The sequence below is a fragment of the Parachlamydia sp. genome (assembly GCF_050255895.1).
In the GTDB taxonomy this organism is placed as follows: Bacteria; Chlamydiota; Chlamydiia; order Chlamydiales; family Parachlamydiaceae; genus Parachlamydia; species Parachlamydia acanthamoebae.
Map to the genome: position 1 here is coordinate 1 of NZ_JBFWIR010000028.1, position 20,269 is coordinate 20,269.

Genomic DNA, 20,269 nt, shown 5'->3' on the forward strand with positions numbered 1-20,269 from the left:
AAAGAATATTTCATACAAATCCAAACAGTGAAGCAGGTTGTTGGGAAGTAGTTAAAGCGAAATTTCCAACTTTTGGGGGTTCTTCTTTAATCTCTTCGCTGTTATTTTCTTTCTCTTCCTGTTTTTTTTCACATGGATTGGTTACTTCTTTTGTTTCTGCTTTTTCGTCGGTTTTTTCTTTTTCTTCTTTTTTACAAGTTGTTTTTAAATTCTCTTTTTCATCTGTTTGCCCCATTGCTTGGTTATTGAAAAAAAGGATCCACAAAATACAGAAAAACAATAATCGGAAGTCTTTATTCATGCATTATCTCATTGTCGTAGGATAGAGATCAAATTTATCAGGCTATTATTTTTGATAACACAACCCCTTATTATATTTTAAGAGATGCTAATCTCCTAAAAAAAATATTGAGATTATGCACTAAAGGACCTAAATTTTTATAAACCACCTCCAGGTAGCTCTATGTGATGACTTCTGATTTGGAAGATATTTGCACGCCAATTTTTTGGTGATGTCGCACATACTCGGATTCGTCCAACACCTGACATTTCGAAATTATTAGTGAGAAGGTGAAAACACTCCGAGTCTATTTTCCCAAAATTGCCGCTCATTGGAATCATGCAATCCAGTACACACGTGCGCGATCGCATACCAGCACGTTTGGTGTTTTGCGTATACATGTAAAAGAAGCACAAACAATTTTGCCCTAGCAGGCCCTTAATTTGGCTAATCGCTAAAGTTAACCTGAGGTACTATTCTCAAAAACGTATTGTCATATCCAGGCCCGCTAAAACAGTTCCTTTTCTTTTTCCTCGATCAAATGCATCACGATTCCAATTTCTATAGTAGCCAATTTCAGGGCGTATTTGAAGTTCTTCGGTGAAATTGTATGTAAATCCAACCGTATGACCCGTATATGTACCTGGATAATTCGTTCTTTCTCCTTGTGCATCTCTCCAAATTTCGTTGCGCAAAGTCACAAAACCCTTTTCTGAAAATTTAAACAATGCATAATTCACAAACCCATATGTCAAAGATGTTCCATGGATATTTGGACCGATGCCTCCGCCTCCGCCAAAAGAGCGAACCGGTCCGGCACTTGGTGTTCCCCCGCGTACGGCATTCCGCTGCCACATAAAATAGCCTTCTGTTTTTGTGTGAATATCATCAGAAAATTTATGCTGCCAGGTTGCGACAACATAGTTGTAGTTATCGTGACCAAGTCGTTGACCGTACATGCGAAATCGACGAAATTTTGCGCTGTTGATAGAGTTTAGCATCAGATACACAGAGTCTAGATTATCGCAGGAAACCCATCGAATTCCGAGCATTCCAGTAGGAACAGCTCCTTTATACCAGGGTGCCATATCGGTGCTAGCGTGTAAAGCAGCTTGCACTGTCCAGTACTTATTGAGCATGACTGTTAACATGGCCCCTGTCTGAGTAGAAGTATCAAAGGTAAACATCAGCGAGTGAGTTCCCAAGTAATTATCTGGAACAAACTGCGTCTCAATATCTGGACAAGAAGCCCAACGACCTATTCGGATGATCGCACCTTGAGCAATCTTTGGGATGTACGTATCTATGTATTGCTCGGTAAAATCATATCCGTATAAATAGTTGTGTTTTAACAATTGTCGGCTTGTCCAACCCCCAGCTGTTGTATAACGATAATCAATCCCATAGAGAATGGTGGAACGAAACCCTATGTCAATGTGATCAGTTTGGAGAGTATCAACTTCTCTTTCCAGGCGAAATACAAATTGGTCGAGCTCGACTCGATTTGGAACAATCCAGTAACCTTCAGGAGCATTTGAGTGGCTACAGCTACTTATATTGCCCGAACCGTTAATCCAACCATAAGCTTTTACCCTGCTTTTTTTAATTCTTTCTCCACAAGGAAGTTTGTAAATCACTTTCATTAACGGATAAATTGTGTCACTGACGGGTATCCCTATTAGAGGAGTGCCTAGAAATTCTCCAGAAGGAAAGGGAGGAGAGGCAAAAGGTGCAGGAAGAGCTCTTCTAGTCGGTTCTTTTTTCTCAGATTCTTCTGCATAGAAAACCGTTGATGATAAAAATAAAATCCCAATAAGAAGGTAGAGGATATTCATGACTGCTTTTTAAAAATTTTCATTCGTAGTAATGAGTCTGTTTATTTAGATCCATTCAATCATTTTCCAAAAATATTTAAGAAGCAAGCATAACTAACTTTTTGTAAAAAAATATATTGAAATTTTAAAAGGATTGATTACTCTAACACCAACAACAGGGTTCAAGAAGGAGTATTTTTTATGAGCGATAATTAAAGCAAACAGCTCGTTTGGTTTATTACAGGGACTTCACAAGGATTTGGTTGGGAAATTGTTAAAGCTGCTCTTGAAAGAGGTGATTTTGTGGTGGCAACCTCTCGTTCGCCCCAAAAAGTGGCTGCCGATTTTGTGGAATTTTCTGATCATTTATTAGCCATCACATTGGATTTGCATGATCCAGATATGGTTTTAAGAGGGGTGCAGTCTGCAATCACGCGGTTTGGAAGAATTGATGTTCTAGTCAATAACGCGGGGTATGGTTTGTTAGGAGCTGTAGAAGAGGCAAGTGATTCCGAAATTAGAAACGTTTTTGAGATGAATGTTTTCGGATTATTACGTGTGACTCGCGCTATCCTGCCCTACATGCGTAAGCGGCGGAGCGGACATATTATTAATCTCTCATCGATTGGTGGTTTAGTGGGATTGGCGGGATGGGGAATTTATAATTCCACCAAATTTGCCATAGAAGGGCTTTCAGAAGCTCTAGCTTTAGAGGTCGCTCCCTTGGGAATACATGTCACCATTGTGGAGCCGGGACCATTTCGCACCGATTTTTTAGGAGGGTCCTTAAAATCTGCAACTAATGTATTACCAGATTACGAACAGACATCCGGTCAAACACGATCATCCGCTGTTGAGAGAGATGGAAATCAGCCGGGTGATCCTGTAATAGTTGCAGAAGCAGTTGTACAAGTGGTGAATTCTGAAAATCCACCTTGCATTTACTGTTAGGAGGGATCGCTTATGAACTCGCCAATAAAAAATTGGATGAATTGCGTAAAGAGTTTAAAACTTGGCAAGAGTTGGCATTGTCTGCAGATTTTAAGGCTTAAACTTATAGATAGATTAATGTTTCCACATGGCGGGATTGAGGGGAGAAATGCTTGTGCGATTTTAGCAACAAGAAACGTTCACAAAACGCAAGGAGTTCACTCCGTAAGGAAGAGGCCCTCTCTGCCAATTGTTGTTGTTCGTTTTGGTACTGTTTTCGGCCTTCTTCTGTTTCTATGCATAAGGGGGCGTAACCTTCTTCGAGCAAATCATAGGGACTTGCACGCATATCTAATTCTCTGCCTTGAACAGCCAGAAAGAACGTTTTTGCGATGAAATCGGAGCCTATCCAGGGCCATAATTTTGTGGACCATTTGTATAAATCCATATTGGCATGTAAGCAGCCTCCTTGCTCCATTTCTTGCCGGGTTTCAAGTGTTGGATTTAAGGTATTCAGGGGGCGGGCTTCATCTGTGAAAAAGCGGAATGCATCATAATGGGAGCAACAAATTGTTTGACTTTCAACAAAAGTTACGAGTTCTTCTTGAGACAGTCTAAGACGATGTTTTTTATGTCTGATTGTTTCTGGTGATAATTTGTAAACCATGGCCCATTCGTGAAGACCAAAACAGCCAAATCGAGGAGGCTGCTGCAACACTTTTTGACATAAATTTGCCACGAATTTTGCAAGTCCTTTGGTATTTTCGTGGATCCGATTTTGATTGAGGGACAGCACATTGCCATTGAGCTGAAACCAATAATCATTCAACCAAGGATAGTCTTTACGGAAGTTATCTGAAATGGTGAGATCTTCTTCAAAAGAAGGCACCCATTGTTTTAACTTTTGAGGGGAAAAACTGTAATATGTAAATAAAAAGTCATGCACGGCATGTGTGAAACCTAAAGAACGTCGCTTCAGAAAAGAATCTGCGAACGGGCTGATTCGTTCAGCATGCATTCTTGCTCGCTGAGTCCAGCTATCCAGGGAAAGTTGAAAAGGTGAGAGAGTCATACAATCGCTAAATTTATTAAATATCTACGGGTTTCTTACAAAAACGAATGCTTGTGACCAACTAAGCGGGGCTAGTTTTCACAAACATTCTAAAAATGGAGGAATTAAGCTTTCTTTAAAAAGCAGGTTTTTAATACGATGGTATTTCTGCCTTTACCGCATTCTACCTCTTCATCATTGTCAGTTAAGCGAATGTCCTTATAAAGTGTTCCTCTTTTGATGGTCATGGAAGCACCTTTCACTTTTAAATCTTTAATAACAGTAATGTTATCACCATTGTTGAGCTCGGCACCATTGGAGTCTTTAACGCTCATGAAATTCCCCTTTATTAATAGAGTTGTTTTGGATAATGATCGAATGACAGTCTCGCTTATTATATGCTTAGAGATAAAAAAAACGAATGATTTGTTTATAAGTCCTTGAAGTAAAAAGAATCATTTAGGTAGTTTTGCTTTAAAGACATTCTCGTCATTAGAATTTTAGAATAACACGATACCGAACACGTTCTTCAAGGACTACGGCTGCTTTCATCATATAATGGCCTTAAAGACTTTCATTAGCGCTCTTATCTCATTAAAACCGATGTGAGGGCGATGAAATAAAAGGTAAGAAGGGACTATTTTTGGATCATATCTTAACCAATATTCTTTACGTTTTTCAAATTTAAATACTTTGCTAATGACTTTGTACATACCACTTAAGAGATGTGTGGAAACGTAACCTAAACCACTCACTTCTCCCAATAAATTAGCAGGTGCAGTCCCTTTTGATAAAAAGCGACAATTTTCTTTTCTTAAAACATCCAAAACAGAAGTCATTAAAAATTCAGATGTGGCTTGTGGTGCTTCAGGGGAAGTAATTAAGAATTTGAGTAACCAGCCATCGCTAGATTCCACTCGGCTTAACATAATCATTGCTGTGATTTTGTCCCCTTCTTTTGCATAAAACCACCGTTTTCCGATGTAGCTCTCAAAAAAGTTAAGATGTCCCAAATAAATATGAGGGCCTCTTATGGCTTGCTGCCATGCAATTCCAATCTGTTTAAGAGCTTCTTCTATTTTAGCGTCAAAAGGAATATACTCATGGATCATTAACCCACGTTTTGAAGCTTTTTCTACACGATGTCTTAATCTATTGCTGGTTTTACATGGATCAATTTCAGGATCAAAAATAAGCTCGGAACATGCTTCAATTAAAATATTGCAGTAGGAATTTTTGGCCCATTTGGCAAATTTTTCTGATACAATAATGTAAATGACATTCAAATTGGATTTTTGACAATGCTGATGAAAAGCTTCTGCTAGCTTGGCTGTTTCTTCAGGAGGACAGATCGGCTCTCCAAAAACGACAGCGCATCCGTATTCGATACGATAGGCAATGACTCCTTTGCAGGCAGGCACTTGAAAGAAATGGCAGGGGAAATCAAACATCGCTTCGGAAGCAGCTGAACCGTAGCGAATAAATAACTTTTTTTCTTTTTCATCAATTTCGTTCATAAAGTCAATCCTTCAAAGATATTTAGTTAATTCTATTTCGGTTGAGTAGTTCTGTTAATTTAAATTTTAAATAAAGTTAATTAAAGTTCAATATATCTTTAATTATTTGTTGTTTTGTTAATTCAGATAATTCGAACAATTTTGCTGGAAGAAATGAACAATCACATAGGTTGCTGGAAAAATGCGGATGGCATTAGCCTAGCAAGCTAAAAAGTGGGATCTCATTAAAAAGAGTTGATCTATAGTATTGAAAACCAGGCAAATCTGCCTCTTTCTCTAATTAGGCTGATTGTTTAGATGGCAAAAAATAGCCTTCTACGGAAAACCAACTTTTTGACCTATTTTACAAATTGTGCCTCATTGGCTACTTCTATTTAAAAATTTATTTGGAACTGAAAATAAACTGATAAGTTTGTATTGCCCTAAAGATCTTATTTAGTTGGAAGCGGATGCCTGCTAAACAACAGGAATTAGAGAATATGCCTATCCTGAATTGCTAAAGATGCTCGATTCTCAAAAATGTTCCTCAAGAGAAAAAGACGTAAACTACCTTCAAAAAGATTTATTTGAACTGTTTTTCCCATGATTTAACCGAAGCAATGCGCAATGAATTGAGTGAAGAATATGGGAAGGTTACGACGAAGAAGCTTTTCCAACCGCCGAAGGTACAAGGTGATTGTTTTACAATATGAGCCAGAGCCATACAAGCCCCCATTCAGATTCCAAGGAGATAAATTTTATCATACGAATCGGAGGTCGAAATTTTTATAAACTTAATCTTGGTGGAATAATGACTGTGTTTTAGTATAAAGAGATCAAAAAATGTGAGTGTGATTTACAATTTTTTAGCGACAAGGCGAGTCTCCCTAAAGAGACTCGCCTTGTTAAAAACAGGCAATATCTAGAAGAAATGACTAGACTTTCTGTCGCAAGCTAAGAATTGACCAGTAGGTTAGATCTGAGCCTGGTCCCCTCTGAAATCTATCTTTAGGTGGATTTATTTCAAGCGTTTGAATCGGGGAAAAAGGATCAAAAGGTGGATGCATAAGTTCTTCGAGAATGCGTATTTCCTCACTTTTTTTAGGTATAAAAATAAATTCATTTTGCTTTAGGCATGGCTCTGGATCAACAGTTTCCATCATCCATGTTTTATCAGCTGTCATGAGCCATCCACCGGTGTTCATAGATTTTGCAATGTGTGGTAAAAATTGGGAATAAGCCTGCGCTGCAAAAAAAGCAGCCTTCATATAAAATATATCGATGCCTGTTTCTAATAGTCTTTTAAGAGATGCTGGATATAAATCAGGTTTTGTAATATCGGCAGTCATAAATGTAATGCTTCTTGATCTAGGCGAAGTGGCTCCATGGTATTGCCAAGGAAAGTCAATGCGTATTCCATCTTCAATAGAAGAGAGAGCCACTTCATTTACATCGACGCCAAGTCCTGTTAAGTCAGAAAATAATTTCATGGCCAGCTTGTCCATATGGTGCTTGCCTTGACCTAAGTATTGGCTTACACCCCCTCCATATCGTGCTCGTAAGCTAAAAAAACTATGCGTTTTTTCAAGCTGATTGAGTTGGTCTTCAAGCAAAGAATTGCGAGCCTTAAATAGAGCTAATGCAGTCTCAAATTCGGCAAAAGAAACGCGTGTTAGGTCCACAAGAGTTAAATTATAGGCATCGGTGGTGGCAAGGATGCTCATACAATCTCCACCTGAACAACCATACATCACACTTAGATCTTTCCCATCAGGATTTACTGTTTGTCTGAGAGCGCGATAATAAGCATTTAAACTAATATCTATTCCTATATTGATTTGCATCCGAGGGTCTATATCAAGCAAGGACGCATATTTAGCTCGCATTTTTCTTGGGAATTGTGCGATCAAGGTCAAGGCTTCAAACGAATTTTTGTTTTTTAATGTTGGATCTTTAAGTAACTCGTCTAAACGCATTTCTAGCTCCGCATAAGAATGACGATAGGTTTGAGAAGCAATTCCCATTGCTTTGACATATTCATGCGTTTTCTTCCCTATCCCTACACTGTTAAAAATCTCTTGAAAGCCCATGTCTGAAAGAATTGGACTATAGGTTGAAAGTCCCCAGATTTTTTTGAAAGATTTTCTTACCCATTCTTCTGGGCTAGAGAGAATGTGTTCTTTGGCAAATTTGGTTTTGTGAAATGTGTATAATAGACTTTGGTCTTGCGTGTACAGTTTGTTAAGCGTAGGCTTATGATCCTCGGAGACTAACTTGAAAGTAGCTTTCCAATGAACCATAATGTTATTCTCTATGTAATCATCGAGTTCATTTTCAGACAATATGAGAACAGGTGATTTTGGAAGCTGAGCGTAATCTAACAAAACATCCTTATGAAATTGAATGTAACTGGGATCGATCATATATCTTAAATGATCAGGGCCCTTCACTTCTACGACATTATGTGCGGTTGCGAGAGTTACTCTTGGCTCAAGGTCGCTGCGCCCCATAATTCTTGTATTGTATCCGAGTACATTCAGACAAGACTCCAAAACAGTAGCTGCAACAAGCCCGTGATGGTTATATCCAGTGGGATTTCGGAATGTTAGAGGGTTTTTCGGGCAGCTTTTCGCATTTTCTCTAAGATAGATCTTTGTAATTTTTTGAACAAAAGGGATTAATTGTTCCACATTGGACAAAAGATTTTCTCGGAAAGGGCTTTCTTTTCTTTTAAGAGTATGAAAATGAAGGCTTAGTGATTCTCGAATAAAGCTCATCCCTTCTTCTTTGATACTTGAGATACTTTGCCTAGGGATTTTATTTTGAATCTGGTTCTTATAAATAGCTTCAGGGGTATGTATGGCAATCAGAGCATTTTTTAAGGTGAAAATACGTCCTTCAATGGCTGATTTCAGATTACTTGGAAATGGCTTTTGATTTAGTACATCTGCGCAGGCTTCATAGAAGGTTCTCAGATGAGGGCTTGAATCTAGTCTGAACATTTTTTTGATCTCAGCTAGAATTTCGCTGTTTTCAAAGTGCTTAGCAATCAAAGCGCAGTCAATTGAAGCCGACTCGGCCAGTGAAATGAGAGATATTGCGATTTGCCTAATAAATATTTGATCTTTTATAAATAAACTTAAATCAATTTTTAATTTCGGAGTAAACAATGTTGAGATAGGCATATTATTTCGAATGGTATGAAGTACCTGAGCTCTAACTGAAGATATTTTACGATCAACTTCTTGGCAAATATCATGATGAGATTGAGATTGACTTGTATTCCAATTTGGTAAAGAACTGCATATATGAATCGTGGGATCAGAAAACATTAGATACTCCTTATTTTAGTGTGAAAAAATAAAGTAAATAATGCATTTGTTCAACCTTAAAATTATTTGAATGATTAATTGTGACGATTTTTAAATAAAGAATTATATTTACTGGCAGAGTAGCAAACAAAAAGGATTTTTAAAGTTCTTTATGTCACACGTCTTTCCATTTTTTGAAAGAGGTGCGACATTTTCTTTTCAAATGTTTTGGTGCAAGTGGATAACTTTTGAGATATTGTGTAGTTATGTCTATTCATGGTGGATTTCATCCACGTTTATGGCGAGTCTGTAGTTTTAAAATGATGAAAATAAACTCTTATTTAACATTTTTTTTGACATAGCCATCAGCAAGGCCTGGAACAGAACCCCACCAAGGTGCACCGCTAAAGAAAACTGCATCGCCATGATAGAAAACACGTGTGTAAGGATCAACAACATCATTATTTTCTAAAATCATTTGATAACCTTTAACAAAGAAGAAATAGGTAATGGAAGGATCTGCTTCCGCAATCTTTTTTGCCTGAAAAACTGTGATATTTTTAGCGCGCCCAATCACATTATTCCAATCCGCATGTTTATATTGGGCCACATCTTGGATAAATTCCCATCGGGTATCAGTTTCACCGTCTTCATCATCAACAACAATTTCAGGAATGTCATTTAAGATCGTCCCTTCAATGTAAATGTAAGTTCCGCAATCTTGAATCCAACTGTCGCTTTGAGCAGGGGTTATATTGATCAGTAAGATTCCCATCAGCAATGTAAAAAATAATTTTTGCATAAACCCTCTTATTTGATTTTTGTATGACTAGATGAAAAAAACTAAGTTTTTTGAAATAAAATAGCTGGTTTACCAGATCCCCAATAAGCAGGAGAGGCACCCCAGCCTTGATTTTTTTCTAGGCATTCTTTTGCGATGCTTACGACTTGTTGAAGAATCAGTGGCCTTAATTCATGCTTCACAGGCAGTTCTCCTTTTAAAAAATCGTTGACGGATAGCCATGCTACATCTTTAATGTCTTTCTCTTTAGGTTTAATATCGCCAGGATGATTGCTTATACCCGCATAGACAAAATTATAGTCGGGTTTATTCCCACGAAAATTCCTTGTAGATATAGTAGAGACTAGATGGAGATGTTCAAGGGATATTTCCAAATTCGTTTCTTCTAGAACATCGCGAACTGCGGCCTCAAGAGGTGTTTCTTTCTCTTCTTCGACGCTACCCGTAGGAGCTTTCCAGTCTATATAAGGGCCACTCATTTCTTTAATAGCCAAGAACTCTGTCAAATCTTTATTGAAAATGACAGTGGTGACACCAATCGACATTGTTTTATAACGAGGGTAAGTGCATTCATTTTCTTGATGTCCTAAGCACCGTTTTAAAAAAAGATTCTTCCCTTCGCTGTGGTGTAATTCAAAGTCATTATTCACCATCCATTTATAAAGGCGATTTTGCTTTTGAGAAATTTTAACGATTAGATGTTGATAATTTGTTTGATTTTCGAGGAATTCAGAAAAAATGGTCTGCACAGTTTGCTGAAGCTATTTTTCATTTGTTTCAGGCTTGCCGGATAAATCGATTATGCAATTGTTAAACGGATCTTTCGCTGTGCTCTTTTCAAATAGCTCTCTAATAGTCTTGTGATAAGGAATGATAGAATTTGTGCCTGAATCAGAGGCTTGTCTTTGGGGTGAAGATGTACTTAGTTGGAGTGATGAAGTCATAAAATTCCTCTGTTATTTTTTAATAAAAATATCTTTTCTCCAATTTGAAGTACATAAAAAGTATATCAGGTGCTAGCGAGGAGGTATTGTTAGCTTTTGCATGCTAGAATGAATTTTCAGTTTTTTCATGAGTTTTTACCTTGTATACTTTTTTGTTTCTGGAACCAGGTTTTAAAATCAGTAGAACCAAGACGTGGATTTTTGCTGCTAGGAGTGAGACTATTCTCTTTCAATTCCATTCCAAAATAACGTGCCTGAGCATCGGGGACAACTGTGCGCGGATCTTGAGTCTCTTTCAGGTACTGCCCCACTATTTCTGGAAAAAGGAAACATTCAGGGCCTGCGATTTCAATGATCCCGTTAATAGGAGCTTCTGATATAACACGGAGTATTGCCTCGGCTACATCCTCTGCAGCAATTGGTTGAAGGAAAGCCGTAGCTGGTAAATGAATCACTTCTCCAACCGTGCTTGCTTGAGCGATGCTTCCTAAAAATTCAAAAAACTGAGTAGCCTTAATGATTGTGTAGGGAATATTGGATGCTTTGATCAGATTTTCCTGAGCAATTTTTGCGCGAAAATACCCACTTTCGGTAAGAAGATCTGTTCCGACAACTGAAAGAGCTATATGATACCTTACGCCAGCTACTTTCTCTGCAGCAAGAAGGTTACGGCTTGAAGTCTCAAAAAAATCTAAAACGGCTTTGTCTTCAAATGATGGTGAATTTGCAACATCAACAACAATATCTGCTCCCTTAAGCGCTTCGGAAAGACCTTCACCAGTCGTGGCATTAATACCTTTAGACGGTGATGCAGCTATTACTTCATGCTTAAGATTTCTCAGCTTGCTTACAAGCTTTGACCCTATGAGCCCAGTTCCACCAATTACAACGATTTTCATTCCAACCCTCCTTTTATTTAGTCCTGCCTCATTTGGACACTAACAATATCGACATTATTTTATCTTTCATTTTTTCAAAATTTTTTGAAGGGTTGTTCTGGATCTGGGGATGAAAATTTTTATAAGACGGAGAGTCTTAATTCATTTAAACAAAATTAAGATTCCGATATGATTCACATGTGAATTTGAACAGTTTTTGTACCTCGCTTTCCATAGGAAAAAATGTTGGTTTGCTAGAATCGTCTGAGAGAATAAGCGAGATCTATGAATTAGAACCATGGAATCTTAATTGCTGATGAGCGAAGTAAAGAATCTATGATCTATTAACGGGCTGTTTAGCTAGATTTTAAGACGTTTTCTTTCTTTTTCTTACTCCCTTCATATAAATAGAACGACAAAGTCAACAACAGAGGGAGCCAAGGGAGGAGAGTCGTCGGAAATGTTTATTCATTTTTTGATGAAATTACTTGAGACTTGTGAAGCATGAATGTTAACCGACTTTGACAAGTCGATCACCCTCTCTTGTCAAATCGTTCGCTTGCATCAATAAATCTGTAACTGCCGCAGGAACATTTTTATAATTTGGCAACCTGTAGCTTTCCCCTAATTCTTTTGGGATCACTGATTTGATCTTGCAAGTGTAAGGTGATGTCAAAATAATAAGATCCCATCCACTCCATAAAATGATTCGTCCCGTACGATGAGCTTGGTTGCAGAGATCTACAAGGCAAGGAGGATAATTCATCCCTTCCGGAAGATCTAAAAATTGGAAACCAAGCAGCAAGTCTTTCATTTTCGTTAAAGACGGTACTAAAATGAACATAACGCTGAAGCCTAAAGATTCTTCTAAATTTAAAATCTGTTGAGTTTGACTGGAGTTCCATCCATAAGAGTGTTCTATCTCCTGTAAACAAGGTAATTATTATTGAAATAGATAGATTCAACATAGAGTGGTGTTACAACTGGCTTCTCGCAGAAAAGCGGGCCAGGGTTTAAATCAATACGTTCAATAGCAACATCATCTCGTCTTTTTATATGCACATTATTTCGATGCCAAGTTATATGATCAAATCTGGCGGTATATAAACCTGTATCACAATTATAATGATCTATTGGTGCTTTTGCAGGATATGTAAAATGATAAGAAAATTCGTGCTTTTTTGTATTAAAACTTAGAATCCCAAGAACATAAGTTTTATTTGACACCGTTACAATTAATTTTATAGCTTCTGGCTTTGCCATTTTCCTCCCAAAGGTTAAATTTTTTCCTGTGCTACTAATACAGGTAAATTGATAAAATTTCTAGGCATTTTGCAGAGAATATGCAAAAATAAGGAAAACACAAGAATTATACAGGAGAAAATCCCTTGTTATTGCAATTTTCTGTCAAAAACTTTCGATCTTTTGAGAGTGAAGAGGTCTTAAATTTGTCCGCAGGAAAAGGGTCTGAGTTGCGTGATTCAAATACATTTGAATTTTCTCAAAATCAGCGCCTTGTTTGTTCTGCTGTGATTTATGGGCCGAATGCTTGCGGTAAAAGCAATTTGATTCGAGCAATTTTTTTTCTGCAGCAGTTTGTTCTTGCATCTTCCACGGCCTATCAAGAAAAGCAAAAAATTCCCCTGCAGCCGTTTCGACTCAATGCAAAATCTCAAAATGAACCGAGCGAGTTTTCTATCGATTTCGTTTGTAATGATACTCGGTTCACTTATCATGTGGCTCTTACCGAAGATCAGATCATAAGTGAAGAGCTTTATGCATACCCTAAAAAGTATCGACAGACATGGTTTACCAGAAAATGGAATGCATCTTCAAAAGCATATGAGTGGTATCATGGGCCAAGCTTTAAAGGGGAGCATAAAGTTTGGGAACAGATGACGCGTGCAAACGCTTTATATCTTTCCACAGCAGTGCAATTTAATAGCGAGCAGCTAAAACCCATCTTTCTTTGGTTTAGAGATCAGCTTGTTATTTTGTTAAAAAATGGCCCGGCGCAAGAAATTTATTTTAATCCTGATCTAACTTTTCAGTTTTTAAAAGACCCTAAAACGGAGCCTTGGATCCATAAATTCATGGAGTGTGCAGATATTGGGATTGAGAATTTCCACTTAATTGAAGAAGAAGTTCCTCCTATAAAAAAAGTGGCTGTAAGAACACAGCATAAAATGCTTGATTCTGATCAAAAAGTGTTGTTTGACTTATTCTTGGATGAATCTGATGGAACGCAAAGACTTTTTTCGCAAGCGGGAGGGTGGCTGAAAGCCTTACGTGAAGGTTTAGTGCTTTTTGTTGACGAACTCGATCTCCATCTCCATCCTAATATTGTGAAATATTTGATAGAGCTTTTTCATAATCCTAAAACAAATCCTAAGAATGCTCAACTTATTTTCACCACTCATGACACCTCTTTGTTAGATAGTGATTTATTTAGAAGGGATCAGGTTTGGTTTGTGCAAAAAGATGAGCAACATGGATCACGTCTCTATTCTCTTTTGGATTTTAAACCGCGCAAGGGGGAAGCAATTGGAAAAGGTTATCTACAAGGTCGCTACGGTGCGCTTCCATACATAGGAAAATTTCGTTTTTCATGATCAAAAGAATTTCCATACGTTCCTATAGGCATGCAAATCCTCTGTATTCACCCCTTGATTTAGTGGTATGCGAAGGAGAAACAGAAGTCGATTATCTCTCTGAGCTTGCAAGAAGTTTGCGCATTCGTGTTCATATCATTAAAGGAGAGGGAACCGATCCAAGAAGTATTATTAATACTGCTAAAACGAAATCAATAGGGATGAAATATGATAGGATATATTGTGTTTTCGACCGTGACAATGATCTCTCTGCTTTTTTTAAACGGAATTGAACTTTGCAAACGCAAAAACTTTGTTCCAATTATCTGCAATCCCTGTTTTGAGTTATGGCCCTATCTTCACTTCCAGCTGCGTGAATCAGGATTTGGGAGCCCTCAGCAGATGTTAAAATCTTTAAAAAAAATACCCCAATTCGCTGATTATGAAAAAGATGGTGTTCAGATCTTCAATTCGACCAACCATCTTATCAATACCGCATGCAAAAATGCTTCTAAATTATCTTTAAAACAGTTTGATGATCCAAAAGAGGACCCTTTTACAAACATGCACGAGCTCATTGCTCGCTTTATCGATCTAAAGACAGCACAGAATTTTCTAGAAAAAATTTGATGATAGACAAAGTAGTCTCGGATGATAAATCCTCTATTGGTGGGCCCAATTTATGGTGCCGATTTTGACTGCAGAGTGCCTCTTTTATACAGGTTTAATAAATAAGCCCAAGAAACCGTACTGTCTGATTTTTTCTTCGGGAGTCCATTCATAGTAAATGTTTAATCCCTCTTCAATCGATTTGACGCCAGGCAAGGCTTTCTCTAGGGTTACATCTTCAAGATATTGCTCAATTGTGCTATATTCCCGGATCTCTGTCACATTTGCCACAAAGCTTTCTTTGCCATTGCTGAATTTGATTTGATCGCCTACCTTAATTTTTTTATACGTATGGGTGCTTTTTCTTCCCTCCACAGGCTTAATGCCTTGACGGATATAAGAAAACCAAGGATCGTCGCAATGAATGTTAAAAATAGCCATGTATCCAACTTCAAAAAAGGTTAAAATAAAAAAACCGAATGTTTCGTGATTCACAAAACATTCGGTTATCATTGCCGGCGACCGGACTCGAACCAGCACCTTGTTGCCAAGAGTAGATTTTGAGTCTACCGCGTCTACCATTTCGCCACGCCGGCTGATAGAATGATCCATTCTATCTGTTCCCTTCAAAAAGAAGCAATAGAAAAGTAATGGAATCAGTCACTAAGTCACGATTCTTCATAAATGAAAATGCGCGGGATGCGCGGTCCAATGCATGTGACTAACTCATGTACAATCGATTCTCCTCGCATGGCGAGATCTTCTGGAGAAAGGAAATTTCGATGCTCATCTTCTCCAAATATCAAAACGGTATCTCCAACTTGCGCGGTTGGAATATCTGTAATATCTATCATCATAAAGTCCATACAAATATTGCCGATCATGGGCGCTTTTTGACCATGCACGAGCACCCATCCCTTACCGCTATAGTGGCGGTGTAAGCCATCAAAATAACCAATGGGAAGTACCGCAATGCGTTGAAGGGGTTTTTCAACTGTATAATTTCGACCATAACTGATTGTCTCTCCTTGCTTACACACGTTGATGCCGACAATGCGGGAAAGAAGAGAGAGGGCTAATTTGAGTTTAAGCGAATCCCGTACGATTGGCGATGAGAAGAGTCCGTAGACAGCTAATCCAATGCGAACCATATTATATTGGGGAAGATGGAAACGTGTCGCGGCGCTAGAATTTGCAGCATGTTTCCAGGGAATCGAAATACCGAGTGCTTGGATCTCAGCTACAGCGGCATCAAATTTATTGATTTGTTGATGGGTAAAAGGATCCTGCTCTAGATCTTCTGCGCAGGCAAAATGAGTCATGACGCCTTCTAACTTAAGAAAAGGGGCTTCTTGAATCATTTGTGCCAGAGGCAACGCCTCTTCAGGCCGACAGCCAAAACGGCTCATCCCTGTATCAATATGTAAATGCACTTTAATTTCTTTTTGCTGTATAGAAGCTTCTTTGGCTAATGCTTGAATAAAGGCTTGGTCGCCGACCCCAACTTCAATTTCCCACCTGAGAATTTTAGTGATTTCTGCAGGTGTTGCTGAAAGTGCGAATATGGCTTGCTTGACGCCTGCTCTTTTTAATGCAATTCCCTCGTCCACGTAGGAAACGCCTAAAATATCAATCTGACAGGATGCTAAAAACTTTGCGATTTGAATGTCTTCTGTTCCATAAGCAAGGGCCTTTACCATGACCATCAAACGCGTTTGAGAAGGTAACTTTTGTCTGATGAGATTCAAATTGGATTCTATGGTTGCTAGATTAATGACACTTTGATTTGTGCAAATACTGTCGTTGTAGGTTTCGGTGAGAAAATCTAGAGGGACTTTTTGAGCACCTTTAATTAGCACAACTTGTCGAGGATCTTCTACCTCGCGCAAATGGCGAAGGGCGTGTGCGATTGTTGGATAGAACGAGATTGTGGTATGGGGAAGAAGTTTTGAAACTAAAGATTGAAAATCAGATAGAGGGCCAATGAGCATGAGATGTTGAATGTGGGATTGTGCAATAGCCAAGCCAATTCTGCGGTATTCATTCTCTCGCTGATCGCTAATTCCTTTAAGCCCTCCAAAAATCAACGTCTTTTTTTCATTAGAGGCTAAGTATTGGAGGCGAGTCAAAGCTTGGTCCATCGATTGCGGATCTGAGCTATAAGGGTCATTGATAAACAACATCCCCGTAGGAGCTTTCCAAATTTCTGTACGCATTGGCTCAAATTGGTACGTCTGCAAAACTTCGCTGATTGTGTGAGATGGAAGGTCGAATAGCCAGGCAGATTTGCAGGCTGTATTGATCAAATCGAGGGAATAAGAAAATCCTTTCGTCATTTCTCCTTGAAATAAGTATTGATCAGGAAAGTGGACGGAATAGGGGAGCGTCATTTGGGGAGTGGTAGAGGCAGAAATGGCATGAGGAAGGCGTGAATCAGGTTGAGTCCAAAATAAGCAGCGCGATGTCCGTTCTTGAAGATGGGGGCCAAACAAAGGTGTCGAAGGAATCAATGCCCAATTATCTTTTTTTAAAGGTTGCAACAGCTTAACCATTTCCAACGCGGTCGTTTCTAAACTTCCTAATGTGTGCAGATGTTTAGCTCCAATCGATGTCAAAATCACATGTTCTGGCATAATGATATCTGCAAGAACTTCCATCTCTCCAGGTTCTGAAAAAGCCGCTTCGACTAAGGCAATTTCATGGGAATCTTTAATTTTAAACAGGCTTAAGGGCACGCCGATTTGGCTATTAAAGCTTTCTGGAGAGGCCATGACTTTGTATCGTTTGGCGAGCATGGTCTCCAGCAAGTCTTTTAGCATAGTTTTTCCATACGAACCTCCAATTGCCACTACTTTACATTGTGTTCTTTCCTGTCGATAAGCTTTTGCTAATGCTTGAAAAGCTTTTAAGGGATCATTGACCCGTAGCAAGATGATATCTTTGAGAGGATAGGGAGGTTGCCAATCTTGATGGACTAAAGCATATTTTGCCCCTGACTTAGCGGCTTCCGCCACGAAGGCATGTCCGTCATGGGCTTGTCCCTTTAGGGCAACGAAGAGAGTGCTTGGGGAAAAAATGCGGCGAGAATCAATGGAGATGTGTTTGATAACAGCCGGAGAATGAGCATCTCCGCCAGCTTGTGCAAAAAAAGGCCATGAGCGTAAATCAAAGCATTCCATGTGGTTCTCTCGAAGGAATTAAACGACTTTTCTAAAGCTTAACAAATCGATAGAAAAAAAATGCAAAAAAAATGGAGAAAGGCATCCAGATAGCCCAAATCGGATCTAAAACTTGTCGTTTTGCTAAAATAAGTGCGGCATCCATGGTTAAATAAAAGGTAATAAGTCCAAAAATGCTGCAGGCATAAATCATAAAAACAGGGAGCCCGCGTGAAAATCGCACACAAAAGGGGGCAGGTGCGATGACTGCAAATAGGCACAGCCAGGGGAGTGCCATTTTATGGTAAAAATGGGAGACCACCTGGGCCTCTTTTTCATGACTAATTCGATTATTATGAGGAAGTTGTTGGACAAGATCCGTTAAGGATTGTTCTTCGGGAAGTGATAAAGTTTCCTGCAACTTTTTCTGGTTAAAATAAATTTGAGGAAACTCTTTTTCTACAAAAGAGGCGCTTTCGACAAGTTCATCATTTTGGTTGCGTGTTAAATGGTGAACATAGCGACCCAAGGGCACTTCTAAATGGGGGAAAAGGTATTTAATTCGAAAAATATCGTCGGCCGATTTAATCCAATAAGAATCAAAAAAGAATTGACGTTCTTCGTCATAATATTGAAAAAGAATTTGGGTTTGATCGTCTAAAATAATGTGTTGGACAAATCCTCTGTTTTCCAATTTATTTTTTAGGGAAGTGTGACGGTCATGGATTTGTTTCAGCCCTTTTTGAGCTTTGGGAAGTAAAAATTCCGCATTGCCATACATGAGAACAGTAAAAAACAGGCCAATGATAATAAATGGGCGAAGCAGGGATTTCAAGCTCATTCCACTAGCCATTAAAGCCACGAGCTCATTATTTGTAGATAATGAACAAAGCGTTTTGATCGTTGCAAGCATTAAGGCAAACGGAAGAATGACATCTAATCGGCGGATCAGTTCATAGAAGTAATAAGAAAAAATTTCGCTCCACTGAAAATGAGTGCTAAATTGTGTCGTGTGACTGGAAAAGTCAATGAGGACATAGAGGCCATAAAAACTTCCAATAAACACACAAAATAATTTGACTACTTCACGAAAGAAATAACGTTCCCAAATGGATTGGAAAGGAATTTTAGATTTCATATACATTATTCAATTCCTCTCGAAACACGGTATAGAATAAAGCTTGAAATGCCCAAAATCAGCAGATGGGGGATTAAGTAAAGTAGTGTAGCCGAAAATAAATGATGCTCAATGCCTTTAGCAGTGAAATAAGAGATTAAATAAAAAACGGCTAAAGCAATCACGAAAACAACGCCCTTATTTGAGCGATGGCGGCTGATGTTCATCCCAAATGCACATCCCATTAGCGTGAAGCTAAATACTGCGATTGCAAGTGAAAAGCGGCGAATGATTTCTGCGTAGGAGCGGTTTTGCTGTTTTTGCAATTGTTTCATTTCTTCACGTAAAAGATTAGGCTGGCGGAGGTGCAGTGCCTGTTCTTTCATCCGATAAATTAGCAGTGATAGCTTAAGATGGTCATTGCTTAAGGAAAAAACATTGCGTTGAAAAATAAGGGAAAAATCCTGGATGGGTGTCATGGTCTTTTCCAAATTTTCAACGACAAAATGATCAAAACTCTCCCCATTTTCCACGGGTAAAGTGGTCATATTGGTCACGCTATTGCCTATAAAAAGGACGGAATCCGCATGTAAAGATTTGGCTATCATCAATTGAATGCGATTGTTTTGTTTGCTTGGCATTGCAAAAAGCGCATTTTTAGCAAATTCTCCCACGCGTGAATTGCCCATCGCATGAAAATAGGCTCCTTTCACACGCATTAAATGCTTATTATTGAGCAGAAGCAGCGGATTAATAGAGCGGAGTTCTTTTTTTAAAAGACTCGCTTGTAAATGGGAATTTGTGGCTAATTCAGAGACAATATAAAAATTCAAAAGAGCAATAAAGGCTGCTGCGATTAAAATGGGATATAAAATATCTCGAATAGCCCAGCCCGAAGCCCTCAGGGCGGTTAATTCATGAGTCTGAGATAATCTTTGGATCAAAAGTAAAGATGCAATCAGGCTGGAAATGGGGATCACTATGGGTAAAATATAAGGAATTTGAGAGACGATAAACCAGATAATGTGAGACCCGGCCGCTCCCAAAGCTGCAAAATGCGCAATTTCATCAAACCGCGTGGTTAACAAAATTGCTACAAATGCCACTGTACTTAAAGACAAAACTTGAAAGTATTGTAAAAGTAAATATCGCCAGATCAGAAGCATTGCCTTGGACTTTCTCCTTAAAGACGGGTTTATATGAAAATAGAAATGAATGACTCGTTTTTAGGGTTTTAAGATACAATAATCAAGTAATTTGCTACAATGTGTTTACGTTCTGTTTGATT

Annotated in this window: 21 protein-coding genes and 1 tRNA gene; 5 read left to right on the forward strand and 17 right to left on the reverse strand. The window is 38.5% G+C overall.

From position 1 onward, the window contains the following. Positions 1–10: 10 nt before the first annotated feature. On the reverse strand, positions 11–301 hold the full coding sequence (locus tag AB7E63_RS06400; protein ID WP_428418991.1) for a hypothetical protein: 291 nt from the start codon (positions 299–301) through the stop codon (positions 11–13). 269 nt (positions 302–570) lie between these two features. Between AB7E63_RS06400 and AB7E63_RS06405 the strand changes: the two genes are divergently transcribed. Next, positions 571–711 carry a hypothetical protein gene (locus AB7E63_RS06405; protein WP_428418993.1) on the forward strand — a complete coding sequence of 47 codons (141 nt, stop codon included), beginning with the start codon at positions 571–573 and terminating at the stop codon, positions 709–711. A 48-nt stretch (positions 712–759) separates the two neighbouring features. Here AB7E63_RS06405 and AB7E63_RS06410 read toward each other — a convergent pair whose 3' ends face one another. Next, positions 760–2,115 carry an outer membrane beta-barrel protein gene (locus tag AB7E63_RS06410; RefSeq protein ID WP_428418995.1) on the reverse strand — a complete coding sequence of 452 codons (1,356 nt, stop codon included), beginning with the start codon at positions 2,113–2,115 and terminating at the stop codon, positions 760–762. Between the two features lie 249 nt (positions 2,116–2,364). Between AB7E63_RS06410 and AB7E63_RS06415 the strand changes: the two genes are divergently transcribed. Then, complete coding sequence (locus tag AB7E63_RS06415) at positions 2,365–3,045, forward strand: SDR family NAD(P)-dependent oxidoreductase (protein ID WP_241209017.1); 681 nt, start codon at positions 2,365–2,367, stop codon at positions 3,043–3,045. 103 nt (positions 3,046–3,148) lie between these two features. On the opposite strand, the gene AB7E63_RS06420 is transcribed toward AB7E63_RS06415, so the two are convergent. The 10 genes from AB7E63_RS06420 to AB7E63_RS06465 form a co-directional block, all read right to left on the reverse strand. Then, positions 3,149–4,096, reverse strand: a complete 948-nt coding sequence (locus AB7E63_RS06420; protein ID WP_006342500.1) for a hypothetical protein — start codon at positions 4,094–4,096, stop codon at positions 3,149–3,151. A 104-nt stretch (positions 4,097–4,200) separates the two neighbouring features. Then, the gene (locus AB7E63_RS06425) at positions 4,201–4,410 is read right to left on the reverse strand and encodes an alkylphosphonate utilization protein (RefSeq protein ID WP_006342499.1); all 210 of its coding nucleotides are present in this window, start codon (positions 4,408–4,410) and stop codon (positions 4,201–4,203) included. A gap of 216 nt (positions 4,411–4,626) precedes the next feature. After that, positions 4,627–5,592: a DUF2156 domain-containing protein gene (locus AB7E63_RS06430; RefSeq protein ID WP_006342498.1), complete on the reverse strand. Its 966-nt coding sequence runs from the start codon at positions 5,590–5,592 to the stop codon at positions 4,627–4,629. Positions 5,593–6,506: 914 nt separating this feature from the next. Next, positions 6,507–8,903 carry a hypothetical protein gene (locus tag AB7E63_RS06435; RefSeq protein WP_006342497.1) on the reverse strand — a complete coding sequence of 799 codons (2,397 nt, stop codon included), beginning with the start codon at positions 8,901–8,903 and terminating at the stop codon, positions 6,507–6,509. Positions 8,904–9,219: 316 nt separating this feature from the next. Beyond that, on the reverse strand, positions 9,220–9,684 hold the full coding sequence (locus AB7E63_RS06440) for a hypothetical protein (RefSeq protein ID WP_013925529.1): 465 nt from the start codon (positions 9,682–9,684) through the stop codon (positions 9,220–9,222). 41 nt (positions 9,685–9,725) lie between these two features. Further along, positions 9,726–10,433 (reverse strand): NUDIX domain-containing protein, encoded by a 708-nt coding sequence (locus AB7E63_RS06445; RefSeq protein WP_013925528.1) that lies wholly within the window; start codon positions 10,431–10,433, stop codon positions 9,726–9,728. A 12-nt stretch (positions 10,434–10,445) separates the two neighbouring features. Further along, positions 10,446–10,628 carry a hypothetical protein gene (locus AB7E63_RS06450; protein WP_013925527.1) on the reverse strand — a complete coding sequence of 61 codons (183 nt, stop codon included), beginning with the start codon at positions 10,626–10,628 and terminating at the stop codon, positions 10,446–10,448. 125 nt (positions 10,629–10,753) lie between these two features. Continuing rightward, positions 10,754–11,527: an SDR family oxidoreductase gene (locus AB7E63_RS06455; protein ID WP_006342494.1), complete on the reverse strand. Its 774-nt coding sequence runs from the start codon at positions 11,525–11,527 to the stop codon at positions 10,754–10,756. Positions 11,528–12,017: 490 nt separating this feature from the next. Next, a complete protein-coding gene (locus tag AB7E63_RS06460; protein WP_036746593.1) occupies positions 12,018–12,350 on the reverse strand; it encodes a hypothetical protein in 333 nt (110 codons plus the stop codon). Between the two features lie 74 nt (positions 12,351–12,424). Continuing rightward, positions 12,425–12,769 (reverse strand): hypothetical protein, encoded by a 345-nt coding sequence (locus AB7E63_RS06465; RefSeq protein ID WP_036746591.1) that lies wholly within the window; start codon positions 12,767–12,769, stop codon positions 12,425–12,427. A gap of 125 nt (positions 12,770–12,894) precedes the next feature. Between AB7E63_RS06465 and AB7E63_RS06470 the strand changes: the two genes are divergently transcribed. From AB7E63_RS06470 to AB7E63_RS06480, 3 genes are read left to right on the forward strand one after another with little or no spacing between them, the layout of a single operon-like run. Beyond that, a complete protein-coding gene (locus AB7E63_RS06470; protein WP_006342492.1) occupies positions 12,895–14,118 on the forward strand; it encodes an AAA family ATPase in 1,224 nt (407 codons plus the stop codon). After that, a complete protein-coding gene (locus AB7E63_RS06475) occupies positions 14,115–14,390 on the forward strand; it encodes an RloB family protein (RefSeq protein WP_079891768.1) in 276 nt (91 codons plus the stop codon). The genes AB7E63_RS06470 and AB7E63_RS06475 overlap by 4 nt, the downstream gene beginning before the upstream one ends. Further along, a complete protein-coding gene (locus AB7E63_RS06480; RefSeq protein ID WP_013925523.1) occupies positions 14,326–14,727 on the forward strand; it encodes an RloB domain-containing protein in 402 nt (133 codons plus the stop codon). The genes AB7E63_RS06475 and AB7E63_RS06480 overlap by 65 nt, the downstream gene beginning before the upstream one ends. Positions 14,728–14,811: 84 nt before the next feature. On the opposite strand, the gene AB7E63_RS06485 is transcribed toward AB7E63_RS06480, so the two are convergent. The 5 genes from AB7E63_RS06485 to AB7E63_RS06505 form a co-directional block, all read right to left on the reverse strand. Next, positions 14,812–15,147, reverse strand: a complete 336-nt coding sequence (locus AB7E63_RS06485) for an ASCH domain-containing protein (RefSeq protein WP_161792765.1) — start codon at positions 15,145–15,147, stop codon at positions 14,812–14,814. A 72-nt stretch (positions 15,148–15,219) separates the two neighbouring features. Beyond that, positions 15,220–15,302: transfer RNA gene (locus tag AB7E63_RS06490), tRNA-Leu, on the reverse strand. A 72-nt stretch (positions 15,303–15,374) separates the two neighbouring features. Continuing rightward, on the reverse strand, positions 15,375–17,885 hold the full coding sequence (locus AB7E63_RS06495) for a bifunctional UDP-N-acetylmuramoyl-tripeptide:D-alanyl-D-alanine ligase/alanine racemase (RefSeq protein WP_006342489.1): 2,511 nt from the start codon (positions 17,883–17,885) through the stop codon (positions 15,375–15,377). 31 nt (positions 17,886–17,916) lie between these two features. Continuing rightward, positions 17,917–19,008: an LptF/LptG family permease gene (locus AB7E63_RS06500; RefSeq protein ID WP_013925520.1), complete on the reverse strand. Its 1,092-nt coding sequence runs from the start codon at positions 19,006–19,008 to the stop codon at positions 17,917–17,919. Next, positions 19,008–20,147: an LptF/LptG family permease gene (locus AB7E63_RS06505; protein WP_036746589.1), complete on the reverse strand. Its 1,140-nt coding sequence runs from the start codon at positions 20,145–20,147 to the stop codon at positions 19,008–19,010. The genes AB7E63_RS06500 and AB7E63_RS06505 overlap by 1 nt, the downstream gene beginning before the upstream one ends. Between the last annotated feature and the right edge of the window lie 122 nt (positions 20,148–20,269).